Source organism: Clostridium sp. (assembly GCF_051650885.1).
Classification (GTDB): domain Bacteria; phylum Bacillota; class Clostridia; order Clostridiales; family Clostridiaceae; genus Clostridium.
Genome location: NZ_JBOFRG010000296.1, coordinates 1 through 12,937, shown reverse-complemented (window position 1 = coordinate 12,937; position 12,937 = coordinate 1). Strand labels below are relative to the sequence as shown.

The following is a 12,937-nucleotide window of genomic DNA, read 5'->3' as shown; positions in this document are numbered from 1 at the left end:
TCTTTATCAATGATTTCTGTTATTTTAAATTGAAGAACACCATCATCAACAAGAATTTGACCATCTTTTTTTACATCTTTATATAATTCATCATAAGTTACAGAACATTTAGTATTATTACCTAAAATTTCTGTTCCACAAATAAAAGAAAATGGAGCACCTTTTTCTAGAAGAACGCCATCATTTATAAAGTTATGAGTTCGAATTTTAGGTCCTTTAATATCAAGTATAATAGAGGTAGTAGTTTTCATTTCATCTCTAAGCTTTTTAATTAAATCAATTTTTTCTTTATGGGATTCATGACTGCCATGAGAAAAATTTAATCTTGCAGCACTCATACCAATTTTAATGAATTCTCTTAGAATATCTTCACTATCACTAGCAGGACCAATTGTAAAAATCATTTTTGTTTTTTGCATAGAATCACCCTCTTAAAATAAATTTTAAAGATAACTTTAGCATTAATCATAGATAGTATGAGCAAACTTTTAATATATTAATACTATGTGATATACTAAAATTATAATTAATAAAAATTAATTTTAAGAGGTGAGCCTATGCAAAAAACAAAAATGATTTTTACAATTGGTCCTGCTAGTGATAATGAAGAAATTTTAAGAGAATTTATTAAAATTGGTATGAGTGCTGCTAGATTAAACTTTTCACACGGTACTCATGAATCCCACAAGGAAAAAATTGATTTAATAAAAAAACTTAGAGATGAAATGAAAACTACTACCTCTATTATAGTTGATATTAAAGGTCCTAAAATTAGAACTCATAACTTTATAAATGATGGTGTTCTTTTAGAAAAAGACTCTCCATTCTCATTTATTTGTGGTGAAGAAATTTTAGGAGATGCCACAAAATGTTCTGTAACATATAACGATTTATACAAGGATGTAAAAAAAGATGGTCAAATTCTTGTTGATGATGGTGTTCTTCAATTTAAAATAACAGAGGTCATTGATAAAGAAATTAAATGTATTGTAACTGTCGGTGGAGTGATTAAAAATCATAAAGGTGTTAACGTACCTAACATTTCTATAAACTTACCTTCAGTAACTGAAAAAGATAAAGAAGATATTATCTTTGGATGTGAAAATGATGTTGACTTTATAGCTGCTTCATTTGTTAGAAAAGCATCTGATATCCTTGATGTTAGAAATATTCTAGACTCGCATGGTGGAGAACACATAAAAGTTATTGCTAAGATAGAAAGCCAAGAAGGTGTAGAAAATATTGATGAGATTTTAGAAGTTACTGATGCTGTAATGGTTGCTCGTGGTGATATGGGAATTGAAATTCCAATTGAAAGAGTTCCAATCCTTCAAAAAAGTATTATAAAAAAATGTAACATTGCAGGAAAGGTTGTTATTACTGCAACTCAAATGCTTGATTCTATGATAAGAAATTCACTTCCTACACGTGCTGAGGCTTGTGATATATGTAATGCTATTTTTGATGGAACTGATGCTATAATGCTTAGTGGTGAAAGTGCATCTGGTTCTTTCCCAATAGAAGCAGTTCAAACTATGTCTAAAATTGCTAAAGAAACGGAAGCTCATCTAAATTATGAGCATCTTAAAATCAGTGCTATCTTAGAAGGTCATGTTAATATTGACTCTGACTCTTTTGCAGATGCTATAAGCTATTCTGCATGTAGAACTGCAAATTCAATTGATGCCGAAGCAATAGTTGCTGCAACACAATCTGGTTCTACTGCTAGACTTATTTCAAAATATAGACCAAAAGCTCATATTATTGCAATTACTCCATATGCTAAAGTTCGTCGTAGTTTAGCTTTAAACTTTGGTGTAATTCCAGCTCACTGTGACCACTTCAATACAACTGATGAGATTTTAATTGAAGCTAAAAAAATAGCAACTAATTATGACTTTGTAAATAAAGGTGATGAAATTATAGTTGCAGCAGGAATGCCAACTAACCATACTGGTGGAACTAATATGCTTAAAATAGAAAGAATTTAAAGTAAAATACCCAAGGCTTTTTGCCTTGGGTATTATTATTCAAATCTTATAATTTATTTTTTAAATCTGCAAAAAGATCTCCTAAAGTAACATCTTCTTCAGTTTCATCAACATAATTTACATATTCTCTAGTTTTTCCTGAAGCATCTTTTATGCTAAGTGATAATTTCTTTTCACCTAAATCAACGTTTAGAACTTTAACCTTAACTACATCTCCAACTTTAACTACTTCTGCTGGGTCTTTGATTGGCTCTGGAGTTAATTCACTTAAATGAACTAATCCTTCAACACCTTTAAACAATTCAACAAAAGCTCCAAATTTAGCAAGTTTTTTAACTTTACCTTCTAAAACTTCTCCAACCTTTAAGCTTCCAGCGTTTAATGTCCAAGGCTCTTGTAGGTTATCTTTTAAGATAAGTGATAATCTTTTAGCCTCTTTATCAACTTTTCCTATGAATACTTCAACAGTATCTCCTTTTTTAACTACATCTTCAACGTTTCTAACTCTTTCCCAAGCTAAATCATTGATATGAACTAATCCTTGAACTCCTGGAAGAACTTCAACGAAAGCACCAAACTTAGTTGTGTTTCTAACAGTTCCTGTTACTTTTTCTCCCTCTTTTAATGAATTCCAGTTCTTCTCTTCTTCAGCTTTAAACGCTTCTTCTTCTAAAACTCTTCTTGAAGCTACAACCTTATTATTTTTTAAGTCAAGTTCTATTATTCTAACTTCTAAATCATCCCCAACTAAATCTTTACCATTAGTTTTGTTTCTGCTGATTAATGAACCTGGCATAAATACTCTAGTTTTTCCATAGTAACATAAAAGTCCACCTTTTATTTCTTCTTTTACATTAACATTTACAGTAGTTTCATTATCAAAAGCTTCTTTTAATTCTTTTCCTTCTTCTTTTAATAATGCACGTATAGCGTCTCTTTCTTCTCTTTCTAATAATCTTCTTCTTGAAAGAACTACAGTCCCTTCACCATCATTTGGTGATAATACTATAACTCTAACGCTATCTCCCATCTTTAACTCTTCAGTTATATTAACGCTCTTATTGCTTACTTCATCTTTTGAAATAAATCCATCAAATGCATAATTTATATTAACGTTTGCACCTTTTTCGTCTACACTTATTATAGTTCCATCTAAGATGTCACCTTTTTTTATAGTTCTTACATCATATTGATCTAATAATTCTTGCATAGTGTTTTCATTACTCATGCTATTCACTCCTTCTTTTCTCAGTATATATCTTTAATTTTAATCTATTGAATATTTTTTCTCAACTATTTTCTAATATCTAACATTATAACCTTTTAGATGTCATTTTCATATAATTATTATATATAAATTTTTTAAGGAGGATTTTACCTTGAAATTTTTCATGAATTTACAGTCGAAAAAAAACAAGAAAAACTACGAACTTTTACGTGATATAAAAGATGAGCTAGATAGTGTATCTTTAAATATCTCAATTCTAAATGATCGAATTAATCTTTATAAAAAGAGTCTTTCTCTTTCCTCTGATAAAATAGACAATTATCTTACTAAAATTAAAGCCTCTGCAAATAAAAATAATATCTCCCTTTGCAAAAAAGGATTTTTTAAATTTTATCGTGAAAATTTAATCTATAATTCTATACTCCAAAATTCAAATTCTTTTTCTAAAGAATTTTCTAATATCACAACTACCTTGGTTTCTCTTCAAGATGAATTTAATATTCTTGATGAAAGTTTTTCTAACTCAATAAACTCAAGCAAGTTTACATTCAAGGATATCTTTTCACAATCTATTTCTAATTTTTCTAATAAGCTTTATGACCTTTCTCATACTGTTAAAGTCTTAAGTGAAAAAGTTCCTAGACCTCAAAAATCTTTTTCTCCATTAGATGGTTCCACTATTTTTGAAGATGAAGCCCATTTTCTTAGTTTATTTGAAGATTTCTTAAAACAACATAATATTAAATTCTAAAAAAGGACTATCTCACAGGATTATTTATAATCCCTTGAGATAGTCCCCTTTTTAATTAATTATTCAGCGATTTCTACTACGTCGTATCCTTCTTCTTCAATTAATTCTTTTAACTCATCTTTAGTTATGCTTCCTTCTACAGTTGCAAGACCTATTTTAACATCAAAGTTATCTACGTTCGCATTATCTTTTAATGCATCCTCTACGTGTTTTACACAATGTCCACAAGACATTCCAGTTATTGTTGCTACTAATTTTGCCATAATAAATTCACTCCTTAATTTTTCTTTATTCACAAGGTACAAAGCCCCTTGTTATGGCATTATATTAAAATTTTGCTTTAAATCTTTTTAATCTTAATGCATTTAATAATACTGATACTGAGCTTAAACTCATTGCAAATGCTGCTATCATAGGGTTTAATAATGGTCCTCCAAAGGCATATACAATTCCCATTGCAAATGGAATACCAACTACGTTATAAGCAAATGCCCAGAAAAGATTTTCTTTTATATTTTTTATAGTCGCTTTACTTAATTGTATTGCTGATACAACATCTAAAATATCACTTCTCATTAATACAACATCTGCTGATTCTATTGCTACATCAGTACCAGAACCAATTGCGATACCAATTTCTGCAGTTACAAGTGCTGGTGCATCATTTACACCATCTCCAACCATTGCAACTTTCTTTCCTTCAGCTTGAAGAGATTTAACTACATCTGCCTTACCTTCTGGTAATACATCAGATACTACTCTATCAATGTTAACTTGACTTGCAATAGCTTTTGCAGTTTTTTCATTATCTCCTGTAAGCATAACTACTTCTATTCCCATCGCTTGAAGAGCTTTAACTGCTTTTTTACTGTTTTCTTTTACTGTATCTGCAACTGCGATAATTCCACTGAAAGCTCCATCTACTGCCATAAACATAGGTGTTTTCCCCATATCTGCAAGACCATGTGCTTTTTCTTCAATAGAATCTATTGAAATATTAAATCTATCCATTATTTTTCTGTTACCAATAATGATATCTTTCCCTTCAATCTTAGTTTCAATTCCTTCTCCTAAGATTGCATTGAATTCATCAATTTTTGGTAAATCTATATTTCTGTCTTTTGCTTCATTTACAATAGCTTCTCCAAGTGGATGTTCTGAACCTTTTTCAGCCGCCGCTGCAAGTCTTAAAACTTCATTTTCATCCATTCCTACTGTAACAATATCTGTAACCTTTGGTTTACCTTCTGTTATAGTTCCTGTTTTATCAAATACAACTGTTTGTAATTTGTGGGCTTCTTCAAGTGCAGTACCACTTTTAATTAATACTCCATTTTCAGCTCCCTTACCTGTACTTACCATAATTGCTGTAGGTGTTGCTAATCCTAAAGCACATGGACATGCAATAACTAATACTGAAATAAGTATGTTAAGTGAGAACTCTAATCCAACTCCACCAAAGAAATACCAAGCAAGAGTTGCAAGTACTGCTAAAATAATAACTGTTGGTACAAAGTATCCTGAAATTATATCTGCCATTCTAGCAATTGGCGCCTTAGTTCCTTGAGCACTTTCAACTAAGCTTATAATTTGTGCTAAAGCTGTATCCTTACCAACCTTAGTTGCTTTAAATTTAAACATTCCTGTTTTATTTATACTTCCACCAATAACACTGTCCCCAATATTTTTTTCTACTGGGATACTCTCTCCTGTAATCATTGCTTCATCAATTGCTGATGAACCTTCTATAATTTCACCATCAACAGGAAGCTTTTCTCCTGGTTTAACTAAAACTATATCACCAGTTTTAACTTCATCAATTTTTACAACTCTTTCTTCACCATCTATAATGATAGTTGCAGTTTTTGGTGCTAATCCCATAAGTTTGTTTATCGCATCTGAAGTCTTCCCTTGTGTAAGTGCTTCTAAGAATTTACCTAAACTAATAAATACAACTATAAGTCCTGCTGACTCAAAGTACAAGTGATGTGCAAACTCTAAATGTCCTGTACCAATTTTATATATTGCATAAATACCATATAAAGTTGCTGCTGTACTTCCAAGTGCAATCAAACTGTCCATATTAGGACTTAAGTGTGCTAAATTCTTGAATCCATGTATAAAGAAATCTCTTCCTATAATGATTATAATCACTGCTAATATAAGTTGAATAATTGCAAAGTTTAATGGATTTGTATGCATATCAATAATATTAGGTAATGGCATATTAAACATTGGTCCCATTGCAATTAATAATAATGGAATACCAAATATTGCTGATAATATAAGTCTTAACCTAGTTTTCTTTATTTTCTTTTCAGCTCTGCTTCTTGGAGTTTCTTCCTCTACAGTTTCATCAACTTCAAAAGCTTCATAACCTGCTTTTTTAACAGTATTTTCAATGTCACTTCCTCTTAAAATATTACTATCATAATCAACATTTAAATCTTCTGTAGCTAAATTTACTACTGCTTTTTCTACTCCATCAAGCTTATTTAAAACTCTTTCTACTCTACTTGAGCATGATGCACAAGTCATCCCTTTGACTTTATAATGTTTATGAGCTAATTTCTTCTCTTCTATTAATGAAGCATCATATCCTGCTTTTCTTATAGTTTCAATAATGTCTTCTTCGCTCATTTCATCTTTATTAAACTCAATAGTTAATTTTTCAGTTGCTAAATTTACTACTGCTTTTTCTACTGCTTCTTTTTTATTAAGAACTCTTTCCACTCTGCTTGAACATGATGCACAAGTCATTCCAGTAACATTAAATTCACGTTTCACTTCACTGTCATTCTTTTCTTCAATACCTTCATATCCAGCTTTTTTTATAGTTTCTAATATTTCTTCAGTATTTATTTTATCTTTATCAAAATCTATATTTAATTTTTCTGTAGCTAAATTTACTACAGCTGAATTTACTCCTTCTTTTTTATTAAGAACTCTCTCTACTCTGCTTGAACAAGCTGCACAGGTCATTCCTTTTACTGTAAATAATTTTTTCAATCTAATCTCCTCCCTACTTATCTATAAGCTTAGTTAAAATATTCATAATTTCATCTACTTTAGCTTCTTTCTCTTCTTCATTATTTAAAGCTTCTTTAACACAATGATGCATGTGTTGTGAAAGAATTAATTTATTTGATTTCTTCAAAAGCCCTTGCGCTGCTATTATTTGATTTGAAATATCAACACAATATCTTCCGTCCTCTATCATTTTTATTACTGCTTCAATTTGCCCCCTACAAGTTTTTAAAGATTGTAGTGCTTTCTTTTTTTCATCATTCATTATCTTTGCTCCCCTCCCCCCTAGGTGGGGGTCTTTATGCTTATATAATATATTCGTTTTTATTTTATGTCAAACTTTATTTTGTTAACTTTTTTTAAATATAATTTATTTTCCCCTTATTTTTATAAAATTATTTATAAAAGCCCTCACTAAGTAATTTTCTTAGCAAGGGCTTTTTTTACAATTTTTCTTTCATTTCTTTATAGCAAAACTCTATTATATCGCTTCTTTTTATTATTCCTATAAAAATTCCATCATCATCTACTACAGGAACAAAATTTTGGTTTACTGCAAGTGATATAAGGCTTTCAATATCTGCATTTATAGATACACTTTTATGATTTCTTCTACATTTTATCTCATCAAGTCTCACTGTCTCTGTGTTTTTAAAACTTAATTCAGGAGTATTTTTAAGCTTCCATAACAAATCTCCTTCAGTTATAGATTTTACATACTTTCCTCTATTATCAATAATCGGTATAGCAGTATACCCATGATGCTCCATACGCTCCATTACTTGTCTCATTGTTGCTTCTAAGTTCTCACATATAACTTCATTTTTTGGTGTAAGGAAAAACGCTATATTCATTTCTTTTATTCTCCTATTATTTATTTACCCTTATATTTTATCATACCTTTTTACATAATATAACTTCTAACTTTCTTTTTCTAACTTCATAAAATACTTTTCTAGTTTGTACATATAATCTGAATACTCGATTTCATTTAATATACTTCCTATTTCAGAGTATATTATTTTTCCATGAAGAGTCTTTTTTATTATAACTTCATTTAAAATTGTTGAATGACACTTTGGACATATTCCAACTGAAAGAAATCTCCATCTAGCTGGCATATAGTCAAAGTCTAGTTCTATTTTTCTTCTACATTTTGGACATGATGATTTTACCATTGAATAATCTAAATCCATATTATCAATACAATTTAAATTTATTGCTGGCATTTCATATATATTATCTATAATATAGCTTTTAATACTTCTATAATTGTATAACTGCTTAAATACTTGTACAGTGTAATATGCATCATTTAAAGCATCATGTAAAAGATTATCATCTGCCTTTATATTTAACCTCATTAATGCATTTTTAAGGCTCAATGACTTTTTAGCGCCTATAACCTTTGTAACATATTCTTGAATATCAAGATATTTTTTTACCCATTTAATATCTTCATACTTATGATAATGTGAATTTATTATAATTTGTGCAACATCATCCTTTGCCCAAGAGCATAAAATATTTCCTTCCACAAATTCTTTTAATTTATCAATAGCTTCTGCAAAGGAAACTCCCTGCTCTAACTCTTTATTTGTGATTTTAGTTATATTTATTATCTCTGGATTCAAAATAGGAAATATTGAAGGCTTTATATAAACCTTCAATTCATCCTCTATTTTCATATATTTATCAACCTTTATTGCACCAATTTCTATTATTTCACTTTCAACATTAACCTCTCTAAGTCCCTCATGTTCTTCATATATATTAGGATAATACTTCTCTATATTATCTAATCTATTGAATTCTAAATCAATTATTACGTATCCCATAAACCCCTTTTCTACTCCTTATTCTTTTTCGTTAAAATCTATACCAGCAAGCTTCATAAGGTGTATTGCATTTTGAGTTCTACTTTTCCCATCTCTTAGCTTATAGTCAAATTTTATCTTACCATCTTCGTAATATTCTCTAAAGTTTTTATTTTGTATTCTCTTATCACTTTCTTCTAAATCACATAATTCTAAATCATGAGTTGACACAAGCCCTACTGCCCCTGAATCAATAAGTTGATTTATAAGAACCTTTGCCCCTGTATGTCTGTCAGCTGAGTTTGTTCCTTTAAATATTTCATCTAATAGGAAGAAAATTCTCTTTCCACTTTTAGCTCCTTCTATTAAAAGTTTTATTCTTAATATTTCTGCATAAAAAGAAGATGTGCTTTCTTCTAAATTATCCTTAGTTCTCATACATGTGTATAAATCAAACATTCCACATTTAAACTCATCACTATTAACTGGTGCTCCTAAATATGAAAGAACTAAATTTAATCCTACAGTTCTTAGGAAAGTACTTTTTCCTGACATATTAGAACCTGTAATTAATGTTGTTTTAGTATTTCTATCTAACTCATAATCATTTCTTATAGCTCTTTCTCCTAAAATTGGATGACCTATTTGTTTTCCTTTTACAATCTTTTCATCCACAATTTCAGGATAAGTCCATGCTTCAAAATCGAAAGCTAAGTTTGCTACGCTTCCTAAAGCATCAAACTCGCTCATTGCCTCAAGCCATTCATTTAAATATTCACCATTTTTTTCTCTAAAGCTTTCTAAGTTTGATACTAAAAATACATCTGAGAATATAAATAAGTTTATTATTAAATAATATGCATTTCCATGGCTATCTCCTACCCAATCTAAAATAGAAGCTAACTTTTTCATTTCCTTTTTACAAGATATATTTTTATTTTCATTGTTTATTTTATTTCTAATATCTCTTAAGTATTCTGATTCAAAGCTTTCATCTTCAATAACTTCTAACATTTCTGCATAAGCTTTTATAGTCGGTTTCATAGCTGCAAACATTTCTAAGTCACTTTTACTATCCTTAGTTAAACTTTTTATAACTACAAAGTTTATCATTAAAATTATGATTATATCAGTCCATCTTAAAAATCCTGCAAAGGATAGAGCTATCCATCCAAATGTTAGTAATATAAAGAAATATGCAATATATTTTTTATATTTTGCCTTACTTTTTCTTTCACGACTCCATGTTTTTAAATATTCGATTTCATTTAATTCTTGGTCACTGTTTTGGATATTCATTAACCCTTTTAATATTAACTTTTGCCTCCAAGAAACTTTCTTTCCAAGTTCCTTTATACCTTCTTGTTTTTTCTTTATTTCGTTTACATTTTTTGTTGTATTTTCACTTAAAATTTTAAATAATACTTCTCTTCCACCTTTAGTTACAGTAGTATTTATAAGTTGAAAAAGAGAATTTACCCCAAAAATATCTAAATCATTTGTATATGGATGCTTTTCATCAATATACTCTTTTCCACAATCCTCTTCATTTTTAAATTCACCATTTAAACGTCTAATTCCCTTTTTATTTATCTCTATCATTAATTCATGACTTTTCTTTTTCTTTAAAATATTATTATGTAGCAGTGCTACTAAAATAAATACAATTACGAAAAAACCACCACTTATAATAGCAAGTGTTTCTTTTCCACTAGAATAAAACTTATATACTGAAAAAATTAAAAAAACTACTATTAATAATCTGCTCCAACCAATTGCTAAACTTTTTTTATCTATCTTTTTTATTTCAATTTCACTCTCTTGTATATTTTTTTCATAAAATTTTAGTGCATTCATTAATATTTATTACTCCTTTTTATTGTTTTATGTAAATTATACCATAAGTTAACAAGAAAAAGGGAAGAGTATATAAATATCTCTCCCTTTATCCTATAACTAATATTCTTAACTTAATCTCTTAAATTAATTCTATTTTTTAAATTTATTTCATTGCATTATATATTGTTTCTAAGTTATATTTCATACCTTCTAAATATGTTTTATCATCATCTGATGTTTCAAGAGTATATATCTTTACTATTTTTGCTCCAACTTCTCTTGCTAATGTTTCTGATGTTTTTGGCTCTGATAAAGTTCCTGAGAAAATAACTTTAACATTATTTTTCTTGCAATAATTAACTAATTCTTCTAATTTTCCTGGCGTTGGTTCTCCATCTGCATAAAGTGTGCTTACAGACTCTTGCTTTAATCCAAAGTCACGACAAAGATATCCAAATGCAGCATGCCCTGTTACAAAGTTTTTATTTTTAATAGTTTCAAACTTTGGCTTATATTCATTATAAAGATTTTCACATTCTTTTATAAACTCTTCATAATTTTTTGTGTAGTATTCTTCATTATTAGGGTCAGCTTTAACTAAAGCCTCCTTTATATTTTTAGCTTGAACTTGAATTTCTTTTAAGCTAAGCCAAACATGAGGATCTACTTTTCCATCTGTTTTTAAAACATTAACCCCTGTACTTGCATCTACCATTGGAATATTTTCTTCTTTAAGCTTTTCGCTCATATTTCCAATCCAATCTTCCATTCCAAGTCCATTATATATAAACAACTTACTGCCTAATAACTCTTTAAATGTTTTTGTGTTAGGTTCAAAATGATGTGGTTCTTGCCCTTTTGGCACTAATGTAATTACAGAAACCTTATCTCCCCCTATAGCCTTTGTAACTTCTGCTATTGGGAATATTGATGTTGTAACTTGTAATTTATCACTTTTGTCTTCACCCTTAGAAGAGCATCCAACTCCTAACAACATTATTATTCCTACCCCTATTATAGCTATGATTTTTTTCATTTCTCTCTCCTTTTGCATATGATTTGCATTTACAAATAAATAATAACCTTTATTTTCCTCACTGTCAATTAAATAACTATTTCATTATAAGATAAATCTAATTTTTCTAGAATTTTCTTTTCTATTCCTTGACATGTAAATATTATTGTCTGATTCTCTGTTCTTCCATGCAAATAATTTATAGTTTCTTCTCTTCTTTTATCATCATATTGACTGAAGGCTTCATCTAAAATTATTGGAACATCTCTTTGCTCAAATATTATTTTTATGATTGCAAACCTTAAAGCTAAATACAATTGGTCTCTTGTTCCATTACTTAAATATTCACTGCTAAACCATCTTTCCCCTTCAATCTCTAATGTGTAGTCTTCCTTTAAAATAACATTTCTATACCTATTACTAGTTATTTTGCTAAATATTTCTCCTACATATTCATTTATTTTAGGGGTAAGCTTTTCTTTTAATTTTTTATTTATATTTTCTAATTTCTCTATACTAACATCTAAAGCTTTTAATTTTTTCCTTAATTCCTTTATCTTTTCTTCCTCTATAAATATTTCTTCTTCTATAATATTTATATCTCTTCCCTTATCAATAATATATTTTATTTCTCCTTCTAATTCCTTTCCTCTTTTCTCATAAGAAATAAGTTCCTTTGACTTGCTTTTAATTTCATCCTCTATTTCCTCTTCCTTTTTATAATCAGAACACTCCACCAAATCATTACTTATTTCCACTTCTTTTCTTATCTCTTCTATATCTCTATCTTTTAGTAACGCCTTATAAGTTTCACTATTCCTTTCCATATCTTCTTTTAACTCATCTTTTCTTTTTAGCTTTTCTTTATATTCACCTATAAAGTCTTCACATTCTTCTATTGTAGCTTCTTCGTTTATCTGTTGTACCTTTAGTAATACTTCCTCTTCTAATCTTTTCTTTTCTTCATTAAAGAACTCTATCTTTTTTTTAATCCCTCTTATATCTTCATCTATTCTATCTAGTCTTCCCTTTGTTTTTTCATAAAGGCTAATTTTTAAAAGCAGTTCATCCTCATCATTTGATTCTGTCATTACTTTAATTGAATTTATCATCTTTTCACTTTGAATATATTTTTCATAGCCTTTTTCTATATCTAAATCTTCAATTCTATTAAGTCTTTCTTCTATTTTTAAATGAACCTTTTCCTCTACATTTCTAAACTCTTCAATTTCCCTTATAGCTTCTTTAAGCTCATCTATATTTTTGAAG

General features: G+C 28.9%; 12 protein-coding genes. 2 read left to right on the top strand and 10 right to left on the bottom strand.

Translation table 11 applies throughout. From position 1 onward, the window contains the following. Positions 1-419, bottom strand: a 419-nt coding sequence (locus ACRC28_RS14085; protein ID WP_438544079.1) for a pyruvate kinase, incomplete at its 3' end; no start/stop codon positions are given. 138 nt (positions 420-557) lie between these two features. On the opposite strand from ACRC28_RS14085, the gene pyk reads away from it, so the two are divergent. Next, positions 558-1,991, top strand: coding sequence for a pyruvate kinase (gene pyk / locus ACRC28_RS14080; RefSeq protein ID WP_438544078.1), 1,434 nt, complete (start codon positions 558-560; stop codon positions 1,989-1,991). A gap of 46 nt (positions 1,992-2,037) precedes the next feature. Here the strand turns inward: pyk and ACRC28_RS14075 are convergent, their stop codons facing one another. Beyond that, the gene (locus ACRC28_RS14075; protein WP_438544077.1) at positions 2,038-3,219 is read right to left on the bottom strand and encodes a S1 RNA-binding domain-containing protein; all 1,182 of its coding nucleotides are present in this window, start codon (positions 3,217-3,219) and stop codon (positions 2,038-2,040) included. A 151-nt stretch (positions 3,220-3,370) separates the two neighbouring features. Here ACRC28_RS14075 and ACRC28_RS14070 point away from each other — a divergent pair, with 151 nt between their 5' ends. Next, positions 3,371-3,970, top strand: a complete 600-nt coding sequence (locus tag ACRC28_RS14070; RefSeq protein WP_438544076.1) for a hypothetical protein — start codon at positions 3,371-3,373, stop codon at positions 3,968-3,970. Between the two features lie 59 nt (positions 3,971-4,029). Here ACRC28_RS14070 and ACRC28_RS14065 read toward each other — a convergent pair whose 3' ends face one another. The 8 genes from ACRC28_RS14065 to ACRC28_RS14030 form a co-directional block, all read right to left on the bottom strand. Next, positions 4,030-4,233: a heavy-metal-associated domain-containing protein gene (locus ACRC28_RS14065; protein WP_438544075.1), complete on the bottom strand. Its 204-nt coding sequence runs from the start codon at positions 4,231-4,233 to the stop codon at positions 4,030-4,032. 64 nt (positions 4,234-4,297) lie between these two features. Further along, entirely contained in the window at positions 4,298-6,979 is a 2,682-nt protein-coding gene (locus ACRC28_RS14060; protein ID WP_438544074.1) for a heavy metal translocating P-type ATPase, read from the bottom strand. A 13-nt stretch (positions 6,980-6,992) separates the two neighbouring features. After that, positions 6,993-7,262, bottom strand: coding sequence for a metal-sensing transcriptional repressor (locus ACRC28_RS14055; protein WP_438544073.1), 270 nt, complete (start codon positions 7,260-7,262; stop codon positions 6,993-6,995). A 178-nt stretch (positions 7,263-7,440) separates the two neighbouring features. Beyond that, on the bottom strand, positions 7,441-7,851 hold the full coding sequence (locus ACRC28_RS14050; RefSeq protein WP_438544072.1) for a CBS domain-containing protein: 411 nt from the start codon (positions 7,849-7,851) through the stop codon (positions 7,441-7,443). A 66-nt stretch (positions 7,852-7,917) separates the two neighbouring features. After that, on the bottom strand, positions 7,918-8,835 hold the full coding sequence (locus ACRC28_RS14045; protein WP_438544071.1) for an exonuclease domain-containing protein: 918 nt from the start codon (positions 8,833-8,835) through the stop codon (positions 7,918-7,920). An 18-nt stretch (positions 8,836-8,853) separates the two neighbouring features. Beyond that, positions 8,854-10,671, bottom strand: a complete 1,818-nt coding sequence (locus tag ACRC28_RS14040; RefSeq protein WP_438544070.1) for a MutS-related protein — start codon at positions 10,669-10,671, stop codon at positions 8,854-8,856. A gap of 145 nt (positions 10,672-10,816) precedes the next feature. After that, complete coding sequence (locus tag ACRC28_RS14035) at positions 10,817-11,689, bottom strand: metal ABC transporter solute-binding protein, Zn/Mn family (protein ID WP_438544069.1); 873 nt, start codon at positions 11,687-11,689, stop codon at positions 10,817-10,819. A gap of 68 nt (positions 11,690-11,757) precedes the next feature. After that, on the bottom strand, positions 11,758-12,937 hold a 1,180-nt coding region (locus ACRC28_RS14030), incomplete at its 5' end, for an ATP-binding protein (RefSeq protein ID WP_438544068.1).